The sequence below is a fragment of the Rhizobium sp. Root149 genome, from assembly GCF_001427345.1.
In the GTDB taxonomy this organism is placed as follows: Bacteria; Pseudomonadota; Alphaproteobacteria; order Rhizobiales; family Rhizobiaceae; genus Neorhizobium; species Neorhizobium rhizoryzae.
Genome location: NZ_LMGD01000008.1, coordinates 1 through 25,707, shown reverse-complemented (window position 1 = coordinate 25,707; position 25,707 = coordinate 1). Strand labels below are relative to the sequence as shown.

Genomic DNA, 25,707 nt, shown 5'->3' with positions numbered 1-25,707 from the left:
AATTAGGGACCTCAAAACACATAGACGAAAATTAGTACCGCGCTGTTTTATCTCAATATTCTAAATGATTGGGTTTTAAAGCTTATTCCAAAGTAGAATTGATTAAACGATTAATCATCTATGCTCATCAACATTGAGGTCTCAGGCTTGCATTGAGGAAGTCGGAGACGCGCCCCATTGACTCCTAATATGATGAGAACATATTAGGAACATATGCCGTATGAGAGCGGCCTGCCCCTTACGTTAATCATCGCAACGTGCCTCGGCGCGAAGGAGAAGTCATGTCTGCCTGTGAGCGAATTGAGATAGATGAACCGTCAGAAGTTGAGCTGGCTCTCGCCCATCATGACGGAGATCCGGTAGCAACCATTGAGACCTTGCTTGCTGACCTGCGTCATCTGCGCCGTCAACTCATCCTCGCTGAACGCGCCATGAGCAGAGGCATCACAAGGGGCTGGAGACCTAGCTTTGAGCGCGACTAATACTTGCCAGGAGTTATGGAGGCCTCACCTTCTTCCAAAGAAACAAAGTTCCTCGTCTCTCCTATGCCCATGAAATCGGTCGGTTTGTCAGGCTGTATTGCATCGTCTGCAAGATTGGCCGTTGGCGGTGTCGGTTCGGTTACTAGGCTGGCTGCCATTTTGCTGGCACTGATCTTGGTGCCCATTATCTGGCTGCCTGCTGGCAGGAGGCCGTTAGCAGCCTGAGAGCAATCCCCATCACAATCGCGTTTCAGCAATTGAGCCTAGCCGTGATGACGATCCTTGGAACAAAGCGTTTCTTGCTTGCGATTGAATGAACCGGCGCACCTATTGCTGTCTCCAATTTTGCCATGACCGCAGCAATCGGTTTGCTGGTGGTCAGCTTGTCCAGGCTTGAATACCTTGTCGAGCGTGACGCAAACCCGGATCAGTCTATCACGCTCGCTGAAGTCAATGTCAGTCGCAAGTTCATCATGAAGATCGCGGCTTCTAACAAAATGACCTTCGCGCCTGCCAAGGCGCTCAAGGATGCACTGAACAAGTGATCTCTGACATGGAGAGCCACGCCCTGTCGCGCGGGGCATCCCGGATCAGTCCGGGTTTGACCGGGACCAGATGAGGGAAAGGCCTTCCTTGCCTTCGACCTCGATCAGCGTTGCGTAGATCGGAGCGGGAAGCTCGGGTCGTCGAGCTTGACCGAGAGATAGTCGCGGCCTTCATTCGAGGTTTTTTTCCAGGCTGCGCCGAACTCCGTTGCCCCTGCGAGGATGCGGTAGTCGGGGCCTTTGTCGGCGGTGCGCTCGACGGTGCGGATGGTTGCCTTGACATGCAAGTTGAGGGTCTTGATGGTGCCGGTGAAGCCGTTGCCGGAAGCGGTGAAAGAGCCGATGGTTGCCATTGTCATAATCCTTTTCGGCTGTTCGGGCCGCATCCATCGCGTCCTCGATGGCAGTCGATAGGACCGGAGACGATCGGCCCGCATACAAAGAACCGAAGCGGAGTGGAGGACGGCCTGGGAGAGGCTTTCTTGGCTATCGCGAGGAATGGGCGCTTCAGCGAACAGGGGAAGAAGACGATCCGGCCGTTGCGGATGCCGATCGAGCAGAGCACCGCGAGGCGGTCTTTGGTCAGCCATGTCCCATCGAGACCGCAGTGGACGTGCCAACTTACCGGATCAAGGGATACGGCACTGGCATCATCTGCGCGCCCGAGAAATTGCATGCCGGAGCCGCCCGGCCTCTCCTGACCGAGTGCTAAAGTCAAATACCAAAGCTTGCTGATCGCAGTTCTCCGTCGGGACTGATACTGTTCCACCGGGGCCCGTGAGAGGCTGCTGGAAAAGGGAGAGATTTAGGCGCGCTTCGGAATCTCAAGTTTGGCGCCGTGCACCACACGTTGCAGCAGACTGGATTGAGCGCCGAAGAACGGGCGCCCAATGGTTTATTTTCCTCGTAGCTTCAACCGCGCAGATCTACCCAGCGGTCAGGGCTGCTTCTCGGTAACCGTTGCAAGCGGAGCGGCTTCGTTTTCAAGTGACAGCCGCGCTCTCGGCCAAGCGCCTTCGTCCGCGCCGAGCACACTCTGAAGCCAGGCGAGCGTGAGACGTCGTGTTGCCTCCAGCACATCTGGTGCTTCAGTCTCTGTTTCCTTTGCGTCGAGCGCTGCGATCCCCCCAAGGCCATGCCCGACCCCATGCATCATCAGCATTGCTTTAGCGCCCGGCGCATCATGGAAGGCATCCGCATGCCATTCGGGGCCGCGCGTCGTAAAGTGCGGGTTGTCCATATCACCGCAAACGACGAGGCTCTGTGTCGAGAGCGTCGAGAAGTCGACGTCGAAGAACGGAAACCGCGCAGCACTCTCAGGCGTCATGTCCCTGCCGCCGCGTCCCGGTGTTGTCAGGAGAACGCCGGCCGAGATTCTTGGATCGGAAAAATCCTCTCCATCCACCTGCGCGCCGAGAAGGAGCCCAACCGTGTGGCCGCCGAAGGAATGACCGACTGCGCCGATGCGCGAATGGTTCATCCGGCCGGCGACGGCCGGAGCCTGTCGTTCGATCTCCGGCAGTTGGTCTAGTATCGCCTTCATCTCCTCGACACGTTCGCGCCAGAAGAACGGTGCGCCCGATGAATTCGCAGGCAGGCCGCCAACGCGAGAACTCGCATGGGTGGGCTGGATCACGACGAACCCTCTCTCCGCCCAGAACTGAGTAAGTGGAGCGTATCCGTCCTTTGACGGGATATAGTTCGAGGGACCGTAGCCATGTGACAGAAGCATGATCGGCAGGTTACTTCCCGCAGCGGGCGCGGTGAGACGCAGTTCCAGCGGCTGGCGGCCCGGCATCGAAAGACGAATCGGCGTGTAGGCCACGGTGAGAGTGGGTTCAGGTGTGGGAATATGCTTTGCGAGATTGATCAGATTGTTCATGGGGCTGGACCTTCGAAGGTGGATTTCGGATGGTGATGTTCAGGCTAGTCGATTGCCCGCCTCGCGGTATGAGGTTTCCGCATCGGCGCCGGCGGGGATCTTCATCGGCGCGTCGATCTCCGTCACAGACCGCCAGACCGCCTCTGCAACCGCGTCGGCCGTGGTGACTTGCGCGCCCGAACGAAGCTTCGTCATATAGTCCTGGACGAATTCGCTATATGGCTCGGGAATTTCCATGCCCATCCGCGAGACGGCATTTTTGCCGAAGCCGGTTGTGGGCGCCGAGCCAGGCAAGACAAGTTTGGCACGGATGCCAAACAGAGCCGCTTCGAGCGCGAGGCTCTCCGTCAATGCGTTGAGGGCCGCCTTGCTGGCGCTGTAAACCGCAAGTGCTGGGAGCGGCCTTATCGTGACGGCGGAACTGACATTGACGATGACGCCTGAGCGACGGGCCCGCATCTGCGGGAGAACAGCTTTTGTCATCGCCATCGCGCCGAAGACGTTTGTCTCGAACAGTTCGCGGATTTTCGCCATCTCTGTGCCTTCCAGCACATTGAGCATGCCGACGCCGGCATTGTTGACCAGCGCATCGATCGTGCCGGCGGTTTCGACCGCCTTCGCGATGCTATCCGGATTCGTGATATCGAGCGGCAGGATTTCGAGCCGGTCGTTCGACGGAAGAAGGTCGTTTCGCGGCGTGCGCATGGTCGCGACCACGTCCCACCCCCCGTCCAGGAATTTCTGTGCGATGGCGAGGCCGAACCCGGATGAGCAACCGGTGATGAGGATCTTTGGCATGTTCCGTCTCCTGACATTCAACTGAGCTGAAGATGGACTTAATCACCCGGACTTGCTATATGCATATGTCCGATTGTGTTTAGCGAAAGTCCGAATGATGACCGACCCCGTCGCCGAAGTTGTTTCGCTACTCAAGCCAAGCCCGTCGATCTCGAAGCTCGTCACGGGCGGTGGCCAGTGGCTGGTCGAGCGGACGGAGCTTGGCAGCCCTTTCTACTGCGCCGTGGTCGAGGGCCGTTGCCTGATGACGATCGCCGGTCGTGACCCTATGGTTTTGAACGCTGGCGACTTCGTCCTGGTCCCGAAGATCTTCTCCTTCACGATGAGCAGCATGGAGCCGCCGCCACGCGGCGCACTTGCCCAACGTCTGGAGACCAGCCCCGGCGTCTTTCGGCTGGGCGATCCGGAAGCACCGGCAGAGATCAAGGCACTGGTCGGGCACTGTGCATTCGGCTCGGATGACAAGGCCCTTCTCGTATCGCTGCTGCCGGAGGTCATCCATATCCATGGTGAAGGGCGACTGATGGCCCTGGTCCAGATGATAAACGAGGAGACGCGAGCTGACCGGGTCGCGCGTGAGATGGTGCTTCATCGGCTGCTTGAAGTGTTGTTCATCGATGCGCTACGATCAGCAGCCAATGCCAAGGCGCCGCCGGGCCTCCTGCGAGGCATGGCCGATCCGCTGCTGGCGCCGATCCTGCGACGCATCCACGCAGATCCGGGTCGCAGCATGACGGTGGAGACGCTTGCCCAGGAGGCTGCCATGTCTCGTTCGACTTTCTTCGATCGTTTTCGCAAGGAAGTAGGGGTTGCGCCGATGGAGTATGCGACCGGATGGCGCATGGCGCTGGCGAAAGAGTTCCTTCGGGAGGATATCGCATTGGCCGAAATCGCGGAGCGCGTCGGCTACGGATCGACAAGCGCCTTCAGCGTCGCCTTCAATCGGCATGTAGGAATGCCGCCTGGCGCCTATTCGCGCGCAGTTGCTGCTGCGGCTTAAAGCGTCCGATCCTTACTCGCCTATATAGGCGGCCAGCTCTTCGGGCGTTCCCTTTGGAAAAGCCTGCTTGAGGAAGTCGAGGAAGGCAGAGACCCGCGCGCTCAGGAGACGCCGCGACGGGTAAAGCGCGCAGAGCGCGATTTCGGATCCCTCGATGTCGCCCCAGTGCTGCAATGTCCCATCAGCGATATCGTGGCTCACAAGCGAAATCGGCAGGCGTGCGGCCCCGACGCCTGCCCTCACCGCATCCCGCACCATGATGAGGGACGACAGGACGAGGACGGGATCGATCGTGATCTTGGCAGAACCTTCGGAGTTGATGACATTCCAGGTCTCTGTATCTCCCCCTCCCCGGACGACGCCCGGAACCGACTGACCGTCGGCGGGTCGTGGAAAGGCTGCTGAACGCGGAACGCTGGACCGACCAGGCAGCACTGAGTGCACATCTCGATGCGGAGGACACCAAGACGTTCGTTGCGCGGTGGCAGGGACGCATGCGGGGGGATGTGAGGAAGTTTGACGCCTCGAACGAAAGAGCCTGCTCGACTAGCGATTTTCAAGGAGCCTATTGGACGAATGCACTCGCGGGTGTGAAGTCCGTCCAAGCCCTTAAGAACCTGCGGCCGGCCAGTCATTTGCCGGTTCCTCTATTTCGCCTTCCAATGCGTCATCCGCTGGGTCCGGATCACGATCATTGGCATCCTGGAGGCGCTCGATCTGCTCGATCGCGGCCTGAAAAACATCAGCCTGTCGCGCGCCGGAGACAACCGCCCGATCAACCAGGTTCGCAAGACCGCTTTGAAACTCTTGGCGCCAGTCAATCATTTCAATTTCCTCTTTTTGCTCGGTTTTTCGGATAGCTCGATCCAGACGGGCGCATGATCGCTGGTGTGCTCCCAGCCGCGCACGTGTTTGTCGACTTCTGCTTTTCTCAAGCGTGCAGCGAGGTCGGGGCTGAGCAAAAAGTGATCTAGCCTTAGTCCGGCGTCGCGCGCGTAGGCGTTTCGGATATAATCCCAGAACGTGTAGATGCGCTCACCGGGATGAAGTTCGCGCAACGCATCCGTCCAGCCCTGGCCGACCAGATCGCGAAACGCTTCACGCACTTCGACGCGAAACAGTGCATCGTTCGTCCAACGCTCGGGCTTGTAGACGTCGAGCTCGGTCGGCATGACATTGTAGTCACCGACCAGCACGACCGGCACTTCAAGCTCCAGCAATTCGGCGGCATAGGCTTGCAGGCGCTGAAACCAGCGCAGCTTGTAGTCGAACTTTGGGCCAGGATAGGGGTTGCCGTTTGGCAGATAGAGGCCACCGATCACCACCCCATCGACGATGGCCTCGACATACCGGCTCTGCTCATCCTCCGGCTCTCCCGGCAGGCCCTTGCGCGTCAGGTGCGGCTTCTGCCCGCGCGCGAGGATGGCAACTCCGTTCCAGGATTTCTGGCCATGCCAGACAGCGCCATAACCAGCGGCGGCAATGGCCTTCGCAGGGAAGTTGGCGTCGGGTGCCTTCAGCTCCTGGAGGATGACCGCATCCGGCTCCGCCTCGTGCAGCCACCGAAGCAGAAGATCGAGGCGACCGTTTACGCCATTGACGTAATAGGTCGCGATCTTCACTTGCGCTTGTGATCGCCCTTGTCGCCCTCACCCGGCTTGGCATCGTGCTTCGCGTCATGACGCTTGTCGGCGGACAGGGAACGGCCGACATCGACGGACTCCTTGAACTTGCCCTCTTCGTCTCGGCGGACGTAGCGTTTGTCGGTACCGGTATCGATGAGCTCACGCTTGCTCATGGGACTCTCCTGCAGTTGCGATACGTCAATAACTCGCGAGGCTACGAAAAGATGCATCGATTCTAGCAGCTTGATCCTGCTCCCCAGGTTGCATCGAAGAACTGAATCAAGTCATTGAAAAAGAGTCGCTTTTCGGGCCGGAACGATTCGCTCACTGATTCGGTTGAATCGCCAAAGTTGCGTTTCGTATGGAGAGTTCGATGGCAGGTCAGCGCGCCCAGTGGAAAGGGTTCATAAAGTTTGGCGAGGTCTCGGCCGGGGTCGCACTCTATACCGCGGCTTCGACATCGGACCGCATCACCTTCAACACCATCAACAAGGCGACCGGAAACAGGGTCAACCGCGTCTTCATCGACAGCGAGACCGGAGAGCTCGTCAAAAAGGAGATGCAGACCAAGGGCTTCGAGATTGAAAACGGCCAGTACATCGTCATCGACCCTGACGAGGTCGCCGCGACAATCCCCGAAAGCAACAAGACGCTTGAGATCGAGGCGTTCATCCCGTGCTCTGATGTCGATGATGTCTACTTCGACAAGCCCTACTACCTGACCCCTGACAAACTCGGATCCGAAGCCTTCGCGGCACTGCGCGACGGGATGCGCAAGTCGAAGGTCGCGGCAATCGCCAGGACGGTGCTGTTCCGGCGGATGCGAACGGTCTTGATCCGCCCGCACGGAAAGGGCCTGATCGCCACCACCCTCAATTACGACTACGAGGTCCGCTCGTCGAAAAAGGCATTCGAGAAGATGCCGAAGATCAAGATCGAGGGTGAGATGCTCGATCTGGCGAAGCACATCATTTCGACCAAGAAGGGTGACTTCGATCCCGCCAGCTTTGATGATCGATACGAGGCCGCGCTGGAAGAACTCGTCAAGGCCAAGATCGAGGGCAAGTCGATACCAAAGCGCAAAAAAGTCGAGGTTTCCAAGCCGAACGACCTGCTTGCCGCCCTACGGGAGAGCGCTGGCATGATGAAGGCGACCGACGAAATACCGAAACGCACTGCGGCCAATGCCAACAAAGGCGTAGGCCGTAAGAGCGCCTCGCGCGGAGCTGCGGCGAAGTCCGCCGCTTCTAAGGCGGCCTCGCAGCGCAAGTCGGCTTGAGGGGGAGGTTGCCATGGCTTTGCGTCCGTACTGGAAGGGATACCTCAGGCTCTCCCTCGTCACCTGCCCCGTGAACATGACCCCCGCGACATCGGAATCGGAGAAGGTTCGGTTCCACACCCTCAACAAGGATACCGGCAACCGTGTCGTTTCCCAGTACATCGACTCCATCACGGGCAAGCCGGTGAAGGATGAAAACGAGGCAAAGGGATATGCTCGCAGTGAGAACGACTATGTCATCCTGACCGAAGACGACCTCGATAACGTCGCCCTCGATACGGTGAAGACTATCGACATTGCGAAGTTTGCGCCCGCCGACAGCATCGAGTGGGTCTACCTGGAAAAGCCGCACTACCTGATGCCCGACGATGCGGTTGGAAATGAAGCCTTCGCCGTGATCCGCGACGCGATGAAGGCGGACAAGGTCGTCGGGATTTCGAAGCTCGTCATCGGTCGTCGCGAGAAGGCGGTGGTTCTCGAACCCCGGGACGACGGAATCGTACTCTGGTCCCTGCGTTTCGGCGACGAAGTGCGGCCGGAAGAAAACTATTTCGAAGATATCGACGACGAGGTCGATCCTGATCTCATTCCTCTCGTCCAGGAACTGATCAAGCAGAAGACAAAGCGCTGGTCACCCGACATGGTCAGTGATCCGATCCAGGAGAGCCTCCTGAAGCTTATTGAGGAGAAGAAGAAGGCGCTCAAGCCGAAGAAGGCTACAAAGAGCAGAAAAGCGCAAGAGGTCGGACCGAAATCCAACGTGGTGAACATCATGGATGCACTGCGCAAATCTGTTTCTGCCGAACTGAAGAAGCGGAAGGCTGTTTGAGAGATCGACGAGGCAGGCGTCCTTTTTTCAATAACTGCCAGATTGCCATCACGGACGGCTCATAACGTCCGCATGGCTAACAGCATGCGCCGACGAAGCGGCTTTCGTTGCATCCTTCACGGTTGCCGCCCCGGAACAAGGTGGCGGCAACCGTGTTCATCCGGGCAGAGCTCATCAGACAAGGATGAAACGGATGAAGACCCTTGGTATCGCCTACGCCGGAACGCTGATTTCATTTCTGCTCATCGATGCAATCTGGCTTGGTGTCGTTGCCAAGAATTTTTATCGCGAACAACTCGGGGACATGATGCTGCCCTCACCGAATTTTGTGGTCGCTGCGCTATTCTACCTGTTCTTCGCGGTCGCCATTGTGATCCTCGCGGTCCGTCCCGGCATTGAGGCCGGCTCAATATGGACCAGTATTGGCTATGGAGCCATTTTAGGTCTGGCTGCCTATGGGACCTACGACATGACGAACCTGTCGACCCTGAAAGGATGGCCTGTCGCGCTGACGATCGTTGATCTGGCCTGGGGCACGGCCCTGACCGCCGCCACGAGCGCATGCGGCCATGCTGCTGTGCGTCAGTTCGGTTAGCCGGCCGTGATCTTCTTCACCGCAGACACGCATTTCGGGGATCCTCGCGTCCTGCGGATCGACCGTCGTCCATTTTCACACATGGCAGCACATGACGCTGCAGTCATCGACAACTGGAATGCCGTCGTCAGACAGGATGACGATGTCTGGCATCTTGGCGACTTCATGTCGGTGAAAGGCGGAGACTGTGCGACTTTGCTTGGGAAACTGAATGGGAGGAAACACCTCATCGTCGGGAATAATGATCCGGAGACGACGACGGCATCTAAGGGGTGGGCCAGCGTCCAGCACTATGCCGAATTCCGCGAGGGTGGCCATCACCTGATCCTGTGCCACTACGCATTCCGGACGTGGAACCAGATGGGCAAAGGATCGATCAATCTCCACGGCCACTCGCATGGTCGACTAAAACCCGCACCGCGCCAGTTCGATGTCGGGGTCGACGCGCAGGGTTTGAAGCCAGTGAGCCTGGCCGAAATCCTCAATTCCAAGACAAAGACCAAAGTCTCTGCCGACGCCATGTAGTTGGCCGGAGTGAATGGTCTTCGTCGCACGGCAGGGATGTCAGTCGCGACTCAGGGGCGCCCGGGGTCGTTTGGCTCCGTTGCAGCGCGTTCTTCACGCTCCTCGTCCTCCCGGTCATCTTCGTCGATCAAGTCCTGAAGTGTTTCATGTTCGTCATCGCCGGCGATTTCATCCAGTGCCTGGTCCCAGTGACGGGCGGCAGCGCCTTCCGGGCGCCCCTCGTTTTCCCAGATTTCATAGGCTCTCAGCTGGATGCGCTCATATTGATCCCTGGCCATTCTCCAACCTCTCAATCCTGAAGCGATTGCATTCACTTGCGATAAGCGCGCAAGCCCGCCACAAGTTCCTATTTTTCATCGCAACCATTTGAGTGGAGCTTGAGGGCCGTCTACCGCCTTGCGAACGATTTCTCATCCCGATCGTTTGGTTGAAACATAAGTATGGAGACAGGACGATGACCGCAGCATTTACCGCAGCCAAGCAACGTGAAATCCAGGAACAGGTCGCTGAGGCCGATCAGCAGGAGGTCTCTTCCGAGCCGCGCGCAATGCAGGCTGGCGCTCGTCGATATCCTGAGCCGCCATTTCCAGAGCAGCATCAGGACAAGCCGGGTGACGAAGCCGCCCTCGTGCCGGCCACAATGTATGACGCGCCGTTCTATATCGGCTCAGCGAAGCTGAAGGACAAGGTAGCGCTCATCACCGGAGGCGACAGCGGTATCGGGCGATCCGTGGCGGTGCTGTTTGCCCGGGAAGGCGCCGATATCGCGATCGTTCACCTTGACGAGGATGGCGACGCCGAGGAGACGGCAGCCGCCGTCGAGAAGGAAGGTCGCCGCTGCCTGGTGATCAAGGGCGACGTGAAGGAATCCGCTTTTTGCCGCGACGCCGTCGAAAGGACCGTATCCGAATTCGGAAAGCTCGATGTCCTGGTGAACAATTCTGCCTTCCAGGTCCACACCTACGACATCGTCGACCTGACCGAGGATCATTTCGACGAGACGTTAAAGACCAATCTGTACGGCTATTTCCACATGGCTCGCGCCGCGGTTCCGCATCTCAAGAACGGCTCGGCGATCATCAATACGGGATCCGTCACCGGTTTTGACGGCGAAAAGACGCTGCTCGATTACTCTATGACCAAGGGCGGCATCCACGCCTTCACCAGGTCACTTGCATCGCAGCTCATCCCAAAAGGAATCCGCGTCAACTGCGTCGCCCCAGGGCCCGTATGGTCACCGCTCAACCCAAGCGACAAGGAGCCCGACAAGGTCGCCCAGTTCGGCTCCGGCACGCCAATGAAGCGCCCGGCCCAGCCGGAAGAAATTGCGCCGGCCTATGTCTTCCTCGCCTCACCGCAATGCTCAAGCTATATCACCGGCGAGATACTGCCGATCGTCGGAGGGTATTGAGGATGGCACCCATGAGCGAACGACAGGGTTCATGCCGATGCGGTCGGGTCTCATTTGCGGTGAAAGGCGAGCCGACACGCATTGGCATCTGCCACTGCACCGACTGCCGCGTCGAGAGCGGTTCGGCTTTTACCTATTTCGGCATCTGGCCTGCAGCCCAGTTCACCAGTGCGGGTGAGACGACCGTGTTTGAAGGCCGCCGGTTCTGTCCTTCCTGCGGCTCACGTCTGTTCGCATATGATGAGACGGAGGCCGAGATCAAACTGGGGAGCCTGAGCGAGGCGCCAACGGATCTGGTCCCGGTCTACGAGCTGTGGGTGAAGCGCCGCGAACCCTGGCTCGCGGCGATAGACGGTGCTGAACAGTTCGACGAGGATCGGACGTGAAATCGGGTCAGGCCGCGACCTTCCGGGATTTCGCGAGCCGCTTGATGGCGGGCTCGAGTGGTCGCTGGCCGTCACAGTAGTCCTGCCACGCCGTGCTTTTCTTCAAGAGATCCGGCACTGTCCTGACCGTAAAGCGCTTAGGGTCGAGGTCGGCTTTCACCTGCGTCCAGTTGAGCGGCATCGAGACCGTCGCGCCCGGCCGTGCGCGTGGCGACAGAGGCGCAACCGCTGTCGCCATCCGATCGTTGCGCAGGTAATCCAGGAAGATGCGACCCTCGCGCTGGTTCTTGGCCATCTTAATCAGGTAGAGATCCGGATTGTCCCGAGCCATTTCCCGGCAGACGTCATGGGCAAAGCCTTTTGCCTCGTCCCAGCTGAGTTTCTTGCCTTTCGGCACCAAGAGGGGCGTGACCACATGCAGACCCTTGCCACCCGTCGTCTTGCAGAAGCTGACCAGGCCGAGCTCTTCCAGACGATCGCGTATCTCGCGTGCGGCCTCAACGACGCTGGAGAATTCGACGCCCGGACCCGGATCCAGATCGAAGACCAGGCGTCCAGGAACTTCCGGCTGGTTGGGCTCGCAGTTCCAGGGATGTAACTCGACGCCGCCGATCTGGGCAATCGCCGCCAGCCCTTCGACCCGGTCGATCTGCAGGTAGGGTTTCTTGTCGCCGAAGACGGTGACCAGCTCCAGGAGATTGGACGTTCCCGGCATGGCATGGCGCTGGAAAAACTGCTCGCCTCCAATGCCATCTGGCGTGCGGATGATCGAGCACGGTCGACCCTTGATATGCTCGATCAGCCAGGACCCGACAGCTTCGTGATAGCGAGCCAGATCGACCTTTGTGACGGGCTTCCCGTCGCCGGCGTCCGGCCACAGCGGCTTGTCAGGGCTGGAAATCATCACGCTCATTACCTCCGCTTTTGCACCCCTGCGAAATTGCTTCTGCGCCGGCTTGTCAGTTTCGGGGTCTGGCACCTCCTGTTCGACCGGAGATGCCGGTGTTTCTGCCTCGACCTCATCGGCCGGCTTGTCCTCCCGCAAGCCCTTGAACGATGCCTGCCGGACCTGTCCGTCCGCGGTCCAGCCGGCAAATTCGATCTCGGCGACGAGCTCGGGGATCAGCCAGACGACGTCGGACGACTTTTTGGGAGCCCCGATGCCCGTGAACGGTGACTTCGCGGTTTCAAGTGCTTGCAGCTTCGGTAGAAGTGTCTCGACGACCTTTGCGCCGTACCCCGTGCCGACCCGGCCGACATAGACAAAATGATTGCCGCGATTGACGCCCACCAGCAGCGAACGGAATTTGCCGTTGGTTGTAGCGTAAGCGCCGATGACAACTTCATGGCCAGCACGGCACTTGGATTTTGCCCATGTTTCCGTACGCCCAGACTGATATGGGGCGTCCGCCTGCTTGGATACGATACCTTCCAGCGACAGGCGGCAAGCCGACTTCAACACCGCATCGCCCCCGGTCTCGAAATGCTCGACAAAACGAAGGAGCGGATCGTCGCCTGCGTCTGATAGGAAGGATGCCAGCCTCTCCTTCCGGTCCGTCAGCGGATGATCGCGCAGATCGTCACCGCCGACAAAGAGAAGATCGAAAGCGAAATAGACCAGCTCATCCGTCTTTCCTTCTGAGAGCGCGGCTTGAAGGGCAGCAAAGTCAGGTGCGCCGTTCTCATCGAGAGCGCAGATCTCGCCATCAATGGTGCAGTCGGGAAGAGAAGAAGCGGCGGCAGCGATTGCGGGCCATTTCGCGGTCCAGTCGAGGCCCTTGCGGGTCTTCAGCGTCACGTCACCATTCTCGACGCGCATCTGGATCCGGTAACCGTCGAACTTGATTTCGTGGATCCAGCCTTTCCCTGCCGGTGGGCGAGTGAGGGTTTCACATAGCTGCGGTGCAATGAAGTCGGGCATCGCAGAGCTTGCACGCTTCGTGGCCCCGCGTTTTTTCGCTTTGGTTGTGCCCGTCTTTGCCGCCGCGTTGCGCTCGTCAGCGGCAAGACCACGACTGCTATCCCAGACGGCATCCGCTTCAGCCGCATCACCCTGCAGCATGAACGGCGTCGGCTTCCTGCCCTTGCCGGACGCTATCGCCTCCATCGTGCGACCGGATGCAACGGAGGTGTTATTGTCTTCCAGGATTGCTGCCCCGTCTGCCTCGACCGAATGTTCGTCGTGATGCTTGATCAGCAGCCAGTTGGTTCGCTTGCCGCCGTCTCGATCATGCCGCATCCGCACAAGGACGAAGCTTCCTTGCAGGCGTTTGCCGTGCAGTACGAACTTGAAGTCGCCCTTCTTCAGGGCTTCTTCCGGCGATCTGGTGCCTTCCGGCTCCCAGTAGCCACGGTCCCAGAGCATGACGGTACCACCGCCATATTCACCTTTTGGGATCGTGCCTTCGAAATCGCCGTAATCGAGCGGATGATCCTCGACCTCGACGGCTAGGCGCTTGTCGCTCGGATCGAGCGACGGCCCCCGGGTTACGGCCCAGGATTTGAATACGCCGTCGAGTTCAAGGCGCAGATCGTAATGTAGGCGGGTCGCGTCGTGTTTCTGTACCACGAAGCGCAGGCGATTGGATGGCTTGATGCCCACCTCGCCGCTCGGCTCCTTTGTCTTCTTGAAATCCCGCTTTGATCGATATGTCGAAAGACTGTCAGCCATGATTTCGCAACTCCGCAATACAATCCGAACGGATCCGGTTCGACCGGCTCCTGATTGCTCACCGTCCGGAAACCCGGATCGCATCCAGATTGCCGAAACTGCGTTGCACGGCGGCGATCTTCTGGGACGCAATGTCGGCCGACACTTCGATCTCTCCCCCGAGCGGGGCATCGGTTCGCACGTCGCCATCGCGCCGGACGTCTCCGCCTGAAGGTGCGGATCCCGTAGAGTTTTCAGACGCGACCGACTGCACGAAGATATCGGGCCGGGAAATTCCATGCTGCTGCACAAGATGTTCAATCGCAAGGTCTGCGGCCTCGCGGGTCTTGAAGGTAGCGCGGATGGTCGTGGTGCTATCGTCAGACATGAGTTTCTCCCTGCGTTTTGGTGATTGTGTACCAAACGTCGCTCCGGGCGGGTTGTTTCGGTCCCGATGGAAAACTCAATCTGGTCGGGTTGGATTCGTACCCGACGCATGTTATGTTCCCTCTTTGTATTCATTTGCGCTGAACGACCCGCATGAACGACATGCCTGCACCATCCCCTCGCAAGATCATCCATGTCGACATGGATGCTTTCTACGCGTCGGTGGAACAGCGCGACAATCCGGAACTGCGCCGTAAGCCTCTCGCCGTCGGCGGAGCGGCGGCTCGTGGCGTGGTTGCTGCGGCTAGCTACGAGGCCCGCGAGTTTGGTGTCCGATCAGCCAAACCGTCGGTGACGGCGGCTCGGAAGTGCCCGGAGCTGATTTTCGTGAAACCACGGTTTGCGGTCTATCGCGCCGTCTCGCAGCAGATCCGCGAGATTTTGGTCGAAATCAGTTGTCGCGCAAGATACGTTCGTTGACGATGATCTTGCCCTGGTCACCACCGAGCTCAAACCTCTGGCGGAGAAAGTCTGGTCGCATTGTCAGGCGAACTCGATCAGCGGCAGGACGGTGATCGTGAAGATCAAATATTCGGACTTCACGCAGGCAACACGAAGCAAGACGGAGACGTCTCCTGTCGCGGGTGTTGCCGGGATCATGGAGGCGGCATCGGCGCTCCTTGCCACGGTCTATCCCTTCAAGCGCCCGGTCCGTCTCTTTAACGTTACGCTCTCCTCACTCACCAACGATCAAGGAGAACATGCGGAGGAACAACCCCAGCTCGACCTGGCTTTATGATCGGGTTCAACAAGAGGATCGATCACGATTTCAAACAATTGTCTCCCCAGAGTCCGCGTTATCGATCTCGAGACCGGCGGCAATGGCCCGAACGATGTCTGCGAGATCGGCTGGCAGGACGTCGTTCTGGGTGATGACGGCCTGTGGCATGTGACCGAGGAGCGAGGCGCACTGCTTGTCAATCCCGGACGGCCAATGACACCGGATACGATCGCCGTTCATCATATCCTGGACAGCCACGTGGCCGATGCGCCGTTCTGGAAGGAGATCGCCGCAAGCGTACTGCGGCCTCCGGGGCGGCTGGATGCGCTTGCGGCGCACCGTGCGGGCTTCGAACAGCGCTACTGCACGACGCGCTTCACCGGCGGCACGCCATGGATCTGCACCTGGAAATCGGCTTTGCGAGTCTGGCCCGAACTGCCGCGCTTTTCCAACCAGATGCTGCGTTACCAGCGCATGCCGGAGGGTCTCGTGCATGAGATCGGGCTGCCGGCCCACCGCGCCATGCCAGACGCCTATGTAACCGCGCATCATCTCCGCGACCTGTTGAATGCGACGTCCCTGGACCAACTCCTGGCCTGGAGCCGCGAACCGGGTCTACTGCCGCGCGTGCCCGCCGGCCCGGACCGCGGCAAAACCTGGGATCGGATCTCTGATCAAGCGCTTGAGAACTTCGCGCGTGATCGCGATGTGGACGTCCGGTTCAGTGCTCAGACGGAATTGGCACGGCGTGGAGAACGCCAGGAAATCGCGCCGCTCGAACCTGCCCAGGGAACACTCCTGTGACGAAACGACCTCATAGCCCGTCCTACCCCGACACGCCGGATGGGCGGTATTTCGTGGTGCGCGGCAGGCTCTGGCGCAAGAGCAATCCGGCACTGGACGGCGCTACTAGAGAAAGGCTGGTCAAGGACCTGATGTCAGCAAGACGTGCCGTGCGCGAGGCAAAGGGAGACCCGGAGGCCATTAAAACGGCCCGGCATCTGGTCGATCAGGCGAAGGTCGCGCTCGGCGAGCGCGGCGCCCCCTGGTGGAACGACGGCGCACCTGACTACAACAGGCACATGGCCAAGAACACGCCCTATGCCGACTGGTTTGCAGGTCTCTAGGAACAGGTTGTCGTCAAGGCAGCAAAGGCGCCTCCGGAGCTGCCTTCTTTTTCGCCCAGCTTCGGCACAGGGCACGATATACTTTGGCTCAAGATCGCGGCGGAGGAAAGCGGCCGGATGCTCCCTTAGGGTCAGGCCGGTATGCGAATAGTCCTCGACCACATCCCTGCTCTCGATCATCGACTTCAGCGCCACCTCGGGTTCCTGCATCTCGGCAATCACTCCGGCCTCGCGCTCAGCGGCTGCTGCCCAGAGTTCCATGAGTTCGTCACGGAGCGCCTTGATGTTCCACAGCGCCTGTCGCCGTTCCAGTTCAGTCTTACTTAGTTTCGGGTACGTTTTCTAATACCTGGTTTGCACCTTTTCTGCGCGCTCGCGACCATTGTTTCAAAGAAGTAAAGCGGCTCGTTATCAGCTGCTCGACTGGCCTCGAACAGCAGGCGGTTCTTCTCCAAAATGGCATTTTCTGCTTTTGCGAAGCTCGCCCAAACGCGGAGAGACGCCTTTTCCTTGATCGTAATGGCCAATGCTTTTGGTCCGGCCTCAAATTTGGCGATGCCGAGTCGTGACGCGGCGAGCTTTAAGCGGGTTCTTCTGAAGAGTAGTTTTACTTCCTGCGGCGGCTCGCCGAAACGATCTTCGAATTCCTCTTCTAAATCCGCCAGCGCTTTCGGTGAAGAGGCTCGGCTCAACTTGGCATATAGATGAAGACGCACCGCCGGATCGGACACATAGTTTGCTGGTATGCCTCCTGAAACTCCGAAGTTGAGAAATGTCTGCTCCTCCGCGTCCTTCATCGGCGTGCGATGCTTTACGACTGCATCCGCCAGCAGCTTCTGATAGAGACCAATGCCAATAGCCTTGATGTGCCCGGCCTGATCCTCGCCAGCGAGGTCCCCTCCGCCGCGCAGATCAAAATCACGCATGCTGATTGACAGGCCTGAGCCAAGCCGATCGTTTTCGACGAGCGTCGATAGCCGCAGGCGCGCTTCCTCAGACAATTTCGTGTTCTCGTCTGTCAGGAAGGTTGCCGCGCCTTGCGTGCCAGAGCGCCCGACTCGCCCGCGCAATTGATGGAGCTGCGCTAGTCCAAACAGGTCTGCACGCCAGACGAACATTGTGTTCGCCCGGGGAACGTCGAGGCCGTTTTCGATGATGTTGGTGGCCAGTAGTATATCGCCCTCGCCTGCCGCGAAAGACACGACCGCTTCATCCAGGGCAGCTACAGGCATCTTTCCATGCGCAACTCGGATCGCAAGCTCCGGAACGATCTGGCGCAGTCGCGCCTCGACCGCGGTGATGTCCTCGATGCGCGGCACGACGACAAAGCTCTGCCCGCCACGCCTGAACTCGCGCATCAGTGCGATACGGACGGACGCGCTGTCGAAGGCCAAAAGCGTGGTGCGGACAGGCATCCGCCTTCGCGGCGGTGTCATTAGCAAGCTTACCTCCTGGATCCCGACCATCGCCGATTGCAGTGTCCGGGGGATGGGTGTCGCCGACATGGCAAGTACATGCAAAGAGGGTGCGAGCGCGGCCATCGCCCGCTTTTGTCGCAGTCCGAAGCGGTGTTCTTCATCGACGATCAGAAGCGCGAGGCGAGCAAAACGCACATCTTTGGCCAGTACCGCCTGCGTCGCAACGACGATGCGAAGGCTGCCTTCGGCAAGCTCTGCCTTCACTTGCTTTGCCTCGCCAGCTTTGACGAGCCTCGACAGCATCCCAACTGAAATGCCTGAACCTGCAAAACGCTGTTCGAAAGTCGCAAAGTGTTGACGGGCCAGAACGGTGGTCGGCGCGATAACAACAACCTGCCCCCCGGCAAGGGCAACCGCCGCAGCCGCTCGCAAGGCAACCTCCGTTTTGCCGAACCCGACATCTCCGCAGATCAGACGGTTCATCGGGCGGCCGGACGAAAGATCCGAGAGCACGGAATTGATGGCCTCGCTCTGGTCTGACGTTTCCGCATAGGGAAATCGTCGCGTAAACGCTGTGTATGAAGTACGCGGCGGCGAGAATGTTTCGGATCGCGATGCCTCTCTTTCCTTGGCGATCTTGCTCAAATGTCGAGCCGTAGATGCAATATCCTGGGCGATTTTTTCGCGCTTTTTTCCCCAGGCCTGCGTGTGCAGCCGATCAAGCGTTACGGTCTGCGCCTCGGATCCATAGCGCCATAATTTGCCGAAATCCTCCATCGGCACGAGAAGCGATCCGCTGTCGCGATAGTCAAGGCGGGCTGCGTCGCGGGCGACGCCGTTTATGTAGAGGCTCTGCACGTCTTTCAGGACGCCGACACCATGCTCTTCGTGAACCACGACATCACCGATCTGCAGCTCCGGCTCCGCCAGGAATAGACGCGCGTTGTTCGTTACACTGTTTTGCGGGGCCGCGATCACAACAATATTGTTCCTCCTGTCAACAAAGCCCTGTTCTAGCGTGCATGGGAGCTTCAAGAGACTGCCGGGTTCCGCCGATATCGCGGCCTGCCACGTGTCGACATGCTGCAAGGTCGCGCAAGTTGCTTTTGCGAGACGCCGAGATAGTGCTTCTACGCTCTTGCCTGTCCCGGTAAGGACGATGGTTTGCCCTTGCTTCGCACATTCCTGAACCAGCCTCCCCACGGATTTACCAGCACCGGAGGCGAAGCTTTCTGCGGGTTGACTGTCCTCCGGTTCAAGATTGAGACTATGTACCGCCATGCCCTGAGCATATCGATCCCATTCCGCACGGCTCAAGTAGAGCGACCGCGCGGAGCCGTTGTCAGTTTTACCGGAATGCCCGCGAGCTTGCCGTGCATCTTCGATAATGCTGAAATACCGCTCAACGCGTGTTTCAGCGCCAGGAGCCAGATGTATGATCGCATCACCCAAGACCTCGACAACGCTGGGCATTTTTTCATAGAGGCGACCCAGAACATGTTCCATCGTCCCTGATGTCGGAACTGCTCCATTGAGATCGGCATTTGTTAAGATGGCTTCTGTGGCAGGCCCCAGAATTACCCGATCCAGAGAGCTTTCCGTGAGCTGGGATATCCGGTCGAAGCCCCGCAGTTCCTCGACCTCATCCTTGTCCGACAAGACAATTCGCATCGGGCCTGGAGCTCCTGCAGGGTAGATGTCTATCACTCCATCCCGCACCACCACCTCACCGGGATCGTCTGCCACACCTTCCTCGACGTAACCGGCGCGTCGAACGAATTGCGAAAAACTTGCTCTGTCGAACCGCTGGCCCGCGACCAGATCGAACTTGCTGCCCTCGATAACTGCCGCCGGCGGCACCCGTTGCAGCATCGCTTCCACAGAGGTGACCAAGAGTTTAGGTGGGCCGCCAGGTTCTCTCCAGATGCGCAACGCATCCATGCGACGGCCCATGCAATGTGGCGAGGGTGGCACTCGGTCATAGGGTAGACAATCCCATGGCGGCAGGACAAGGAGCGGGATATCTGGGAAAAGAGCTTTGACTGCAGTTGCGATTTCGTCAGCCACCCTATCGCTGAGCGCCACATAACATGTTGGGTGTCGCGCCTCTTTCAAAGCCGCTGCCAACCGGGACGCCAGCAAACCGGGAGAATACTCCAATTTTTGCACGGGGAGGTCTGGAGAAAGGGGCGTTGCAGCGCCCGCACCATCGTCGTTCATTTTACGCACATCAAGCCGCCGATTACCGCCGGCAACTGCCGGCATTCAGAAACGACAATCGCCCCCATGTGTTCCCTTGTCAGCGCAGTCAGTGGTTGAATCACATTTCTGCTTGTAGCCGATTTACTTGCGGTCCTGCGCGAACGGCGCACGGCGGATCCGCTACGTCTTGGCAGGGAGTGTCTACATTTCGGATAATTTGCGACATTGTTGATTGAATAGTTTGTCCTGTTTCGGTCTTATGCCCTCAACAAGTTGTTTAGCTAAGTCGGTCTTACCTCATTCGACCGTGGGCTGCCCAGGAGGATTGGTGTCGCTCCATAGTGAAATCGATTGGGGGTCACACCCGGAATTGGACGCTCGGCCGTTGTGAAACGAGCAATTGAGGGCTGCCGAGCTTTAGATGACCGGCCATTCTGTTTGGGATCGCATACGGTTAACTAGAAGATCTTCGAAAGAGTGTGCGCCAATTGCTCCTGCGTATAGGGCTTGGAAAGCCGCGCCGCCTGCATCTCTACCCCCGGTGGGAGATCTGCGTAGCCAGACGCGAGGATGATCGGCAAGTACGGCAGACGCTCGTGGAGCGCCTTGGCTAGTTCGGCACCCGTCATACCCGGCATCGAATAGTCGGTGATCACGAGGTCGAAACACTCACCCGTGTCTATCAAAGCTAATGCGTCTTTCCCGGAATAGACTTCGACAACCTCGTGTCCTAAATCGCTCAACATGTCCGCTGAACTCATCGCGATGAGGACGTCATCATCAACGAGCAAAATTCTCTTTGGTCCCGTCTCACTTGGCTTGTCCGGAACGGTCTCGGCAAGTGGCTGTGCAACGACGCTATTTGCCGAAACGGGAATCCAGATTTCAGCGGTTGTCCCCTTCCCAGGAGTGCTTGCAAGCGCCAACTGACCTCCGAGTTGCAACGCTAATCCGTGGACCATGGAGAGCCCCAGGCCAGTACCCTTACCCAGCTCCTTCGTCGAGAAGAATGGCTCGATCGCTTTTTGCAACGTTCCCTCATCCATGCCGATACCCTCGTCTCGGACCGATAAGACAACGTAACTTCCAGATACCATCGACGCCGAATCTGTAGCGACTTCAGCTTCTCTCAGAGTGATATGGATTGCTCCGCCGTCGGGCATTGCATCCCTGGCATTCACTGCGAGATTCAAGAGAGCGAGTTCCAGTTGGTTTGCATCCGCTGACACCTGGGGCAAGCCGTCTGCCACCTCTACCTGGATCGCAATTCTTGATCCAACGGAGCGCTGGAGCAACTCTTCCATCGTTGTTACAAGTCCGCTGAGATTCACCGGTCCGACTTGGAGATCTTGCCTTCGAGCGAAGGCAAGCAATCTTTGCGTTAGCGAGGCGCCGCGTCGAGCCCCCTGCATTGCCCCTTCGACGAGCCTGCTGGCTCTCTCATCGCCTGCAACGTGCTTTCGAAGTAGCTCTAGATTTGCGAGCACTGCCATCAAAAGATTATTGAAATCATGCGCGACCCCGCCTGTCAGCTGCCCGATCGCCTCCATCTTTTGGGCTTGTCGAAGCTGCTCTTCCGCCCGCTCACGCTGGCTTACTTCCGCTAGGACAAGATCATGGGCTTTTTTGAGCTCGCGGGTCCGCTCAGATACTCGTTCTTCCAACAACTCATTCTGGTGCCGTTGTTCTTGTTCTGCTTGCAGCCGTTGGGTGACGTCAGCGGAAACACCCACCAGCTTTATTGGCCGTCCGGCCCTATCACGATGAAGCTGAGCCCGAATTTCCGCTCCATGAATGGAGGCGTCCGGCCAAATCGTACGATAAGCTATGGAGTAGTCCGCTCCAGTCTCAATCGTGGTGCGCACCGCCTCTTTCATTTCATCGAGGTCATCGGGGTGAATCGCTTGCAAGAGGTCTTCGTAGGAAAAATCCTCGTCCTCCGCCCTGCCGAAAATTCCACGGCAAGTAGAAGACGTGGTCAAGACATTTGTCGCTAGATCAAGCTCCCACGCTCCCAAGCGGCCCGCTTCAAGCGCTGTCTGAAGGCGACGCTCCTTTTCATCGAGCGCCTCGATGCGACTGCGAGCTTCCCATTGCCTGCGCCTACCTCGTAGAGCTGAACGAGTAACGCTGATGAACGTCGTTGCATGAAACGGTCTTTCCACAAAACTGACATTTCCAAGGATCTCAGACAGGAGTGCCGCGCCGGGATTTCGCTCGGGTCCTCCGCCGCGGGCAGTCAAGACGATAAACGGCAGGTCCGACCAGCTCGGCTGCTGTTCAATCCAAGCAGAGAAAAGGCGTAAATCCGCACCACGCATCGCTTCTTCCGTAATGACAACAAAAGCAACATTGTCACCAAGAGACCCGACAAGATCTTGTAAGCTGTCGGCAATCCTTGCAGATATGCCAGCCTCTTTCAGCAGTGCTGATGCAATCTCGGCATCGCGTCCGATAGGAGTATGAACGAGAGTTAATGCGGCGTGCTCAGGAATGGCTATCATCCTCAACAGAGGTCTTCAATGGGAGGTTGGTCTCTCCGACAAAAAGAGGTACGCCACGCAAGATACCTTGGAAGCCAGAAAGTGGCTCGCCAAGTGTTAACCCGCCACTGCCAATCTTGTACTCGCGAATAGTATCTTCGTGGTTACCAGTTCGCTTTTTTATGACCGAAATCGCCCTGCGCACGCGTCCATCAGCTTCGAAGTATCGCAAAAGTATCACAGAATCGGCCAAATAGGTGACATCCACCGGAGATTTCATATCGCCGACAAGACCGTGTTGCGCAACCGTAATAAAAGTATTGACACCTTGCCTGTTCAAGAACTGAAGAAGCTCGTGCATATGCAAGATCAGCCCGTTTTCCTCGGGCATGGCTGCCTGATACCCGTTTATGCTGTCGATAATCACTGTCCTCGCTTCGAAGTCGGCCACTCTATCGCGTACGCGCTGGGCAAATTCTCCAGGTGACAACTCCGCAGCATCGAGTTGCTCGATATGGATGAGTCCCAAGTCGCGCAGCTTCTCAAGATCCAACCCCATATCTTTTGTCCGCGCGAACAAAAGACCCAGTTCTTCGTCGAACACGAATATCGCTGCCTTCTCGCCGCGCGACACTGCTGCACTGACAAACTGCAGCGCAACCAAGCTTTTTCCTGTTCCGGCAGGGCCGATTAAGAGCGTACTTGACCCACGTGTCAGTCCTCCGCCCAGCAGACGATCCAACTCGGCGATCCCGGTTGCGAGCAGACTCCGCTCAAAGCCTGTCTTATGTTCTATGGCCCGCAATCGCGGGAATACCGCCACGCCGCCTGTCTTGATGATAAAGTCGTGATACCCACCACGATAGGCCTGTCCCCGATATTTAAGGATCCGCACACGGCGGCGCTCAGCACCATAGTCGGGTGCGAGTTGCTCAAGATGTACGACTCCATGGACGACGCTATGAACGGTCTTGTCGAGCGTGTCGGATGTCATGTCGTCCAGCAGTAGAACGGTTGCGTCGGATTTAGCAAAAAAATGCTTCAGTGCGAGTATCTGGCGACGGTAACGCAATGAGCTTTGAGCCAAAAGCCTGATTTCGGACAGGCTATCAATGACCACCCGCTGCGGCTTGATGCGTTCGAACGCTTCGAAAATTAACTTTGTAGTTTCGCCTAATTCCAGATCAGATGAGTAAAGCAGACTCTGCTGTTGATCTGCATTCAAGAGGCTTTCGGGCGGCACAAGTTCAAAGATTTCGGCGAGACCGCGTAAATTCCAGCCATGCGAGGTTGCACTGTCGACCAACTCTTCAGTCGTTTCCGACAAGGTGATGTAAAGGCAACGCTCGCCAACTTTGGCTCCTTCTAGCAGGAACTGCAAGGCGATGGTCGTCTTCCCTGACCCAGGCGCGCCTTCCAACAGAAAGACGTGTCGACGGGACAGCCCCCCTGCCAGAATATCGTCGAGCCCCCTGACACCCGTCTTTGCTTTTGCGGTCAGTTGGTCCGCCATGGATCCTCCACTTTTGCGCTGTAAGTTCAGGCAAAATTTGTTCTCAAGATTACGCACGAACGCGAAATTTGTTCCCGTTGAAACACAATGCGGAACACGACAGCTTGTTCGAATAACAAATAGCCATGTCTTAAGCTGGGAATCACCAAATAACCGCTCCGTTCTGGTGGTTCGACTCGTTTTCCTCGTACCCTGAATTGGCTCGTTTGCTGCTGACATGAAGGCCTGAAGGGTCCTTGCACAGCTCTCGCCGATCGACACCGGCGGAAGCATTCCGTTTTACATGTGGGTACCGCCACTGCGTCAGTGGGCGCTTAAAGGGGTAGGCCGTTCCACACATGTCGTACACCGCTTGCCTGGATCTCTGACACGTGCCTCCAAGATCAAGCTCCAGTCGAACCCATATGTGAAAGAAAAGAGCCACCCGATCTCGACCCAAAGCTCGTTGACCGTCTCGAGCATCGTTCGTCATCGGAAAATGGCAGGATTGGTGCGACCATACCGAACGATCCTTCATGCAGGACGACATCGTCATCCATTAACATGAGGGAGATATGCATCAGTGAACGCGGCCATTTTGGTTACTCCCCCAAGCAGGCGGTAGCACTGGGAGCGCCACGACGTCAGCGCCTACCGCATCGGGTGCCGGCGATGCCCATAGTACGTGCTTCTTCCAAAGAGCCCCCTCGTTACCTCGATGGATGAGACTTCTGGACCAAAGAACCGGAACCTTCCGCCTAAAGGTTCATTGACAGCATGTTGCCGTGAACCAGGTCCGAGCGTTGGCTCTCACCATTTTCGCAGCAAACGGCAGGCTGATCAGCGCCGGAAACGAACTGGTGGCGCATCTGGGTCTAACCAGCGCCTGGTGGCAGGTGCTCGGGGCACTGCGTTATTCACCAGTCCCGCTGCCAGCCGCATCGATCGCCCGGAATATGGGCCTGACCCGACAGGCGGTCCAGCGCATCGTTGATGTCCTGGCGGATACCCTTGGCAAAATCGCACGCGCTCATCGACCATCACTTGCGCGATGCCGGGATCGGCTGGACCATTTTGAAACCCACCGCGTTCATGCAGAACTTCTTCTGGTTCAAAGATCCGATTGCAAAGGGTCTCCTGCCGCAAATCGCCGGCAAGGGATCGGTTTCGTGGGTGGACACATGCGACGTTGCACGCGTTGCGGCCAAGGTTCTGACCGAAGAAGGTCACAACGAAGCGACCTATTTCCTGACCGGTCCGGAGACCTTGGACATGAAGGAGGCTGCGTCACGCCTTTCGAATGTGACGAAATGAAAGGTGCGGTATCTCGATCTGCCAAGCCCGCTCTTCAAACTCATTCTTCGTCTGACCGGCAACTCCCGCTGGATGGCCGATGGCCTGGTTGCGCAGTTCTCGAATGTTGTCGCCGGCCACCACGACATCGATCCCACTTTCGAGATCATGCGGCTGACCGGCGTGGCACCAAGGAGCTTTAAAGACTTTGTTCGGGACCATCGGGACGAGTTCGTCCCCAACAACTAAGACACGTCAAGCGTCAAGCGCCCTTTTGATGGTTCCACCAACCACCATACACCCAGTTTAATCGGAGACTGTTTCATGGCTTATAAAGCGTCTCGTCTTGCCCATCATAGTGCAATTGTCACAGGCGCGAGCTCAGGAATTGGCTTGGCCATTGCCGAAGCCTTGGCGGCGGCTGGTTGCGCGGTCGCGGTCAACTATCATTCTCACGCCGAAGCCGCACAAGAGCTGGTCGATCGCATCATCGACCAGGGAGGGCGTGCGATTGCGA

25 protein-coding genes and 6 pseudogenes are annotated in these 25,707 nt (G+C 58.0%); 17 read left to right on the top strand and 14 right to left on the bottom strand.

Annotated elements, in window-relative coordinates:
- Nucleotides 1-281 precede the first annotated feature (281 nt).
- Both ASD54_RS27245 and ASD54_RS06470 read left to right on the top strand, forming a co-directional pair.
- Nucleotides 282-482, top strand: coding sequence for a hypothetical protein (locus ASD54_RS27245; RefSeq protein ID WP_062553806.1), 201 nt, complete (start codon nucleotides 282-284; stop codon nucleotides 480-482).
- Nucleotides 483-832: 350 nt separating this feature from the next.
- Entirely contained in the window at nucleotides 833-1,027 is a 195-nt protein-coding gene (locus ASD54_RS06470; RefSeq protein WP_062553804.1) for a hypothetical protein, read from the top strand.
- Between the two features lie 45 nt (nucleotides 1,028-1,072).
- On the opposite strand, the pseudogene ASD54_RS06465 reads toward ASD54_RS06470, so the two are convergent.
- Nucleotides 1,073-1,380: pseudogene (locus ASD54_RS06465) on the bottom strand (DUF736 domain-containing protein).
- Between the two features lie 47 nt (nucleotides 1,381-1,427).
- Here ASD54_RS06465 and ASD54_RS06460 point away from each other — a divergent pair.
- On the top strand, nucleotides 1,428-1,739 hold the full coding sequence (locus ASD54_RS06460) for a hypothetical protein (protein WP_062553803.1): 312 nt from the start codon (nucleotides 1,428-1,430) through the stop codon (nucleotides 1,737-1,739).
- Nucleotides 1,740-1,964: 225 nt separating this feature from the next.
- Here the strand turns inward: ASD54_RS06460 and ASD54_RS06455 are convergent, their stop codons facing one another.
- Nucleotides 1,965-2,909, bottom strand: a complete 945-nt coding sequence (locus ASD54_RS06455; RefSeq protein ID WP_062553802.1) for a dienelactone hydrolase — start codon at nucleotides 2,907-2,909, stop codon at nucleotides 1,965-1,967.
- A 39-nt stretch (nucleotides 2,910-2,948) separates the two neighbouring features.
- Nucleotides 2,949-3,707 (bottom strand): SDR family oxidoreductase, encoded by a 759-nt coding sequence (locus tag ASD54_RS06450; RefSeq protein ID WP_062553801.1) that lies wholly within the window; start codon nucleotides 3,705-3,707, stop codon nucleotides 2,949-2,951.
- 97 nt (nucleotides 3,708-3,804) lie between these two features.
- Here ASD54_RS06450 and ASD54_RS06445 point away from each other — a divergent pair, with 97 nt between their 5' ends.
- Nucleotides 3,805-4,707, top strand: coding sequence for an AraC family transcriptional regulator (locus tag ASD54_RS06445; RefSeq protein WP_062553819.1), 903 nt, complete (start codon nucleotides 3,805-3,807; stop codon nucleotides 4,705-4,707).
- A gap of 12 nt (nucleotides 4,708-4,719) precedes the next feature.
- On the opposite strand, the pseudogene ASD54_RS06440 reads toward ASD54_RS06445, so the two are convergent.
- The 4 genes and pseudogenes from ASD54_RS06440 to ASD54_RS06425 form a co-directional block, all read right to left on the bottom strand.
- Nucleotides 4,720-5,100: pseudogene (locus ASD54_RS06440) on the bottom strand (LysR substrate-binding domain-containing protein); the annotation flags it as partial.
- Nucleotides 5,101-5,316: 216 nt separating this feature from the next.
- A complete protein-coding gene (locus ASD54_RS06435; protein ID WP_062553800.1) occupies nucleotides 5,317-5,538 on the bottom strand; it encodes a hypothetical protein in 222 nt (73 codons plus the stop codon).
- Nucleotides 5,529-6,329: an exodeoxyribonuclease III gene (xth, locus tag ASD54_RS06430; protein ID WP_062553799.1), complete on the bottom strand. Its 801-nt coding sequence runs from the start codon at nucleotides 6,327-6,329 to the stop codon at nucleotides 5,529-5,531. The genes ASD54_RS06435 and xth overlap by 10 nt, the downstream gene beginning before the upstream one ends.
- On the bottom strand, nucleotides 6,326-6,505 hold the full coding sequence (locus tag ASD54_RS06425) for a hypothetical protein (RefSeq protein ID WP_062553798.1): 180 nt from the start codon (nucleotides 6,503-6,505) through the stop codon (nucleotides 6,326-6,328). The genes xth and ASD54_RS06425 overlap by 4 nt, the downstream gene beginning before the upstream one ends.
- 200 nt (nucleotides 6,506-6,705) lie before the next feature.
- On the opposite strand from ASD54_RS06425, the gene ASD54_RS06420 reads away from it, so the two are divergent.
- The 4 genes from ASD54_RS06420 to ASD54_RS06405 all read left to right on the top strand — a co-directional run bounded on the left by ASD54_RS06420 (nucleotide 6,706) and on the right by ASD54_RS06405 (nucleotide 9,560).
- Nucleotides 6,706-7,611, top strand: coding sequence for a Ku protein (locus ASD54_RS06420; protein ID WP_062553797.1), 906 nt, complete (start codon nucleotides 6,706-6,708; stop codon nucleotides 7,609-7,611).
- Nucleotides 7,612-7,624: 13 nt separating this feature from the next.
- Nucleotides 7,625-8,440 carry a Ku protein gene (locus ASD54_RS06415; protein WP_062553796.1) on the top strand — a complete coding sequence of 272 codons (816 nt, stop codon included), beginning with the start codon at nucleotides 7,625-7,627 and terminating at the stop codon, nucleotides 8,438-8,440.
- A gap of 193 nt (nucleotides 8,441-8,633) precedes the next feature.
- Nucleotides 8,634-9,035 (top strand): DUF2177 family protein, encoded by a 402-nt coding sequence (locus ASD54_RS06410; protein WP_062553795.1) that lies wholly within the window; start codon nucleotides 8,634-8,636, stop codon nucleotides 9,033-9,035.
- A gap of 6 nt (nucleotides 9,036-9,041) precedes the next feature.
- Entirely contained in the window at nucleotides 9,042-9,560 is a 519-nt protein-coding gene (locus tag ASD54_RS06405) for a hypothetical protein (protein ID WP_062553794.1), read from the top strand.
- Nucleotides 9,561-9,664: 104 nt separating this feature from the next.
- Here the strand turns inward: ASD54_RS06405 and ASD54_RS06400 are convergent.
- A pseudogene (locus ASD54_RS06400) lies at nucleotides 9,665-9,838 on the bottom strand (DUF2934 domain-containing protein); the annotation flags it as partial.
- 176 nt (nucleotides 9,839-10,014) lie between these two features.
- Between ASD54_RS06400 and ASD54_RS06395 the strand changes: the two are divergent.
- Complete coding sequence (locus tag ASD54_RS06395; RefSeq protein ID WP_062553792.1) at nucleotides 10,015-10,971, top strand: SDR family oxidoreductase; 957 nt, start codon at nucleotides 10,015-10,017, stop codon at nucleotides 10,969-10,971.
- A gap of 11 nt (nucleotides 10,972-10,982) precedes the next feature.
- The gene (locus ASD54_RS06390; protein ID WP_062553818.1) at nucleotides 10,983-11,357 is read left to right on the top strand and encodes a GFA family protein; all 375 of its coding nucleotides are present in this window, start codon (nucleotides 10,983-10,985) and stop codon (nucleotides 11,355-11,357) included.
- A gap of 7 nt (nucleotides 11,358-11,364) precedes the next feature.
- Here ASD54_RS06390 and ligD read toward each other — a convergent pair whose 3' ends face one another.
- Complete coding sequence (gene ligD / locus ASD54_RS06385; RefSeq protein ID WP_062553791.1) at nucleotides 11,365-14,028, bottom strand: DNA ligase D; 2,664 nt, start codon at nucleotides 14,026-14,028, stop codon at nucleotides 11,365-11,367.
- A gap of 58 nt (nucleotides 14,029-14,086) precedes the next feature.
- The gene (locus ASD54_RS06380) at nucleotides 14,087-14,395 is read right to left on the bottom strand and encodes a hypothetical protein (protein WP_062553790.1); all 309 of its coding nucleotides are present in this window, start codon (nucleotides 14,393-14,395) and stop codon (nucleotides 14,087-14,089) included.
- 152 nt (nucleotides 14,396-14,547) lie between these two features.
- Between ASD54_RS06380 and ASD54_RS26045 the strand changes: the two are divergent.
- The 3 genes and pseudogenes from ASD54_RS26045 to ASD54_RS26040 all read left to right on the top strand — a co-directional run bounded on the left by ASD54_RS26045 (nucleotide 14,548) and on the right by ASD54_RS26040 (nucleotide 16,302).
- Nucleotides 14,548-15,193, top strand: a pseudogene (locus tag ASD54_RS26045) (hypothetical protein).
- Between the two features lie 21 nt (nucleotides 15,194-15,214).
- The gene (locus ASD54_RS06370; RefSeq protein ID WP_200958455.1) at nucleotides 15,215-15,979 is read left to right on the top strand and encodes an exonuclease domain-containing protein; all 765 of its coding nucleotides are present in this window, start codon (nucleotides 15,215-15,217) and stop codon (nucleotides 15,977-15,979) included.
- A complete protein-coding gene (locus ASD54_RS26040; RefSeq protein ID WP_082547110.1) occupies nucleotides 15,976-16,302 on the top strand; it encodes a hypothetical protein in 327 nt (108 codons plus the stop codon). Before ASD54_RS06370 ends, ASD54_RS26040 begins: the two co-directional genes overlap by 4 nt.
- A 57-nt stretch (nucleotides 16,303-16,359) precedes the next feature.
- Here ASD54_RS26040 and ASD54_RS27240 read toward each other — a convergent pair.
- From ASD54_RS27240 to ASD54_RS06350, 4 genes and pseudogenes are all read right to left on the bottom strand, one after another.
- Nucleotides 16,360-16,617, bottom strand: a pseudogene (locus tag ASD54_RS27240) (hypothetical protein); the annotation flags it as partial.
- 8 nt (nucleotides 16,618-16,625) lie between these two features.
- The gene (locus tag ASD54_RS06360) at nucleotides 16,626-19,592 is read right to left on the bottom strand and encodes a DEAD/DEAH box helicase (RefSeq protein WP_244484696.1); all 2,967 of its coding nucleotides are present in this window, start codon (nucleotides 19,590-19,592) and stop codon (nucleotides 16,626-16,628) included.
- A gap of 788 nt (nucleotides 19,593-20,380) precedes the next feature.
- Nucleotides 20,381-22,426 (bottom strand): hybrid sensor histidine kinase/response regulator, encoded by a 2,046-nt coding sequence (locus ASD54_RS06355; RefSeq protein ID WP_062553786.1) that lies wholly within the window; start codon nucleotides 22,424-22,426, stop codon nucleotides 20,381-20,383.
- Entirely contained in the window at nucleotides 22,410-23,918 is a 1,509-nt protein-coding gene (locus ASD54_RS06350; protein WP_062553785.1) for an ATPase domain-containing protein, read from the bottom strand. The genes ASD54_RS06355 and ASD54_RS06350 overlap by 17 nt, the downstream gene beginning before the upstream one ends.
- 764 nt (nucleotides 23,919-24,682) lie before the next feature.
- Between ASD54_RS06350 and ASD54_RS27500 the strand changes: the two are divergent.
- The 4 genes and pseudogenes from ASD54_RS27500 to ASD54_RS06340 form a co-directional block, all read left to right on the top strand.
- Nucleotides 24,683-24,844: pseudogene (locus ASD54_RS27500) on the top strand (MarR family transcriptional regulator); the annotation flags it as partial.
- Nucleotides 24,845-24,908: 64 nt separating this feature from the next.
- A complete protein-coding gene (locus ASD54_RS27230; protein WP_244484700.1) occupies nucleotides 24,909-25,211 on the top strand; it encodes a hypothetical protein in 303 nt (100 codons plus the stop codon).
- Between the two features lie 3 nt (nucleotides 25,212-25,214).
- Complete coding sequence (locus tag ASD54_RS27225; RefSeq protein WP_244484699.1) at nucleotides 25,215-25,439, top strand: hypothetical protein; 225 nt, start codon at nucleotides 25,215-25,217, stop codon at nucleotides 25,437-25,439.
- A gap of 75 nt (nucleotides 25,440-25,514) precedes the next feature.
- Nucleotides 25,515-25,707, top strand: a 193-nt coding sequence (locus ASD54_RS06340; protein WP_156379103.1) for an SDR family NAD(P)-dependent oxidoreductase, incomplete at its 3' end; no start/stop codon positions are given.

Excerpts from the sequence above, each read along its gene's own strand:
- ASD54_RS06360 (WP_244484696.1), bottom strand. The coding sequence starts at position 19,592 with ATGCTGCAACGGGTGCCGCCGGCGGCAGTTATCGAGGGCAGCAAGTTC.
- ASD54_RS06355 (WP_062553786.1), bottom strand. The coding sequence starts at position 22,426 with ATGATAGCCATTCCTGAGCACGCCGCATTAACTCTCGTTCATACTCCT.
- ASD54_RS06380 (WP_062553790.1), bottom strand. The coding sequence starts at position 14,395 with ATGTCTGACGATAGCACCACGACCATCCGCGCTACCTTCAAGACCCGC.
- ASD54_RS06445 (WP_062553819.1), top strand. The coding sequence starts at position 3,805 with ATGACCGACCCCGTCGCCGAAGTTGTTTCGCTACTCAAGCCAAGCCCG.
- ASD54_RS06455 (WP_062553802.1), bottom strand. The coding sequence starts at position 2,909 with ATGAACAATCTGATCAATCTCGCAAAGCATATTCCCACACCTGAACCC.
- ASD54_RS06350 (WP_062553785.1), bottom strand. The coding sequence starts at position 23,918 with ATGGCGGACCAACTGACCGCAAAAGCAAAGACGGGTGTCAGGGGGCTC.
- ASD54_RS27245 (WP_062553806.1), top strand. The coding sequence starts at position 282 with ATGTCTGCCTGTGAGCGAATTGAGATAGATGAACCGTCAGAAGTTGAG.
- ASD54_RS06395 (WP_062553792.1), top strand. The coding sequence starts at position 10,015 with ATGACCGCAGCATTTACCGCAGCCAAGCAACGTGAAATCCAGGAACAG.
- ASD54_RS06450 (WP_062553801.1), bottom strand. The coding sequence starts at position 3,707 with ATGCCAAAGATCCTCATCACCGGTTGCTCATCCGGGTTCGGCCTCGCC.
- ASD54_RS06410 (WP_062553795.1), top strand. The coding sequence starts at position 8,634 with ATGAAGACCCTTGGTATCGCCTACGCCGGAACGCTGATTTCATTTCTG.
- ASD54_RS06470 (WP_062553804.1), top strand. The coding sequence starts at position 833 with ATGACCGCAGCAATCGGTTTGCTGGTGGTCAGCTTGTCCAGGCTTGAA.
- ASD54_RS06420 (WP_062553797.1), top strand. The coding sequence starts at position 6,706 with ATGGCAGGTCAGCGCGCCCAGTGGAAAGGGTTCATAAAGTTTGGCGAG.
- ASD54_RS06425 (WP_062553798.1), bottom strand. The coding sequence starts at position 6,505 with ATGAGCAAGCGTGAGCTCATCGATACCGGTACCGACAAACGCTACGTC.
- ASD54_RS06390 (WP_062553818.1), top strand. The coding sequence starts at position 10,983 with ATGAGCGAACGACAGGGTTCATGCCGATGCGGTCGGGTCTCATTTGCG.
- ligD (WP_062553791.1), bottom strand. The coding sequence starts at position 14,028 with ATGGCTGACAGTCTTTCGACATATCGATCAAAGCGGGATTTCAAGAAG.
- ASD54_RS06415 (WP_062553796.1), top strand. The coding sequence starts at position 7,625 with ATGGCTTTGCGTCCGTACTGGAAGGGATACCTCAGGCTCTCCCTCGTC.
- ASD54_RS06460 (WP_062553803.1), top strand. The coding sequence starts at position 1,428 with ATGGCAGTCGATAGGACCGGAGACGATCGGCCCGCATACAAAGAACCG.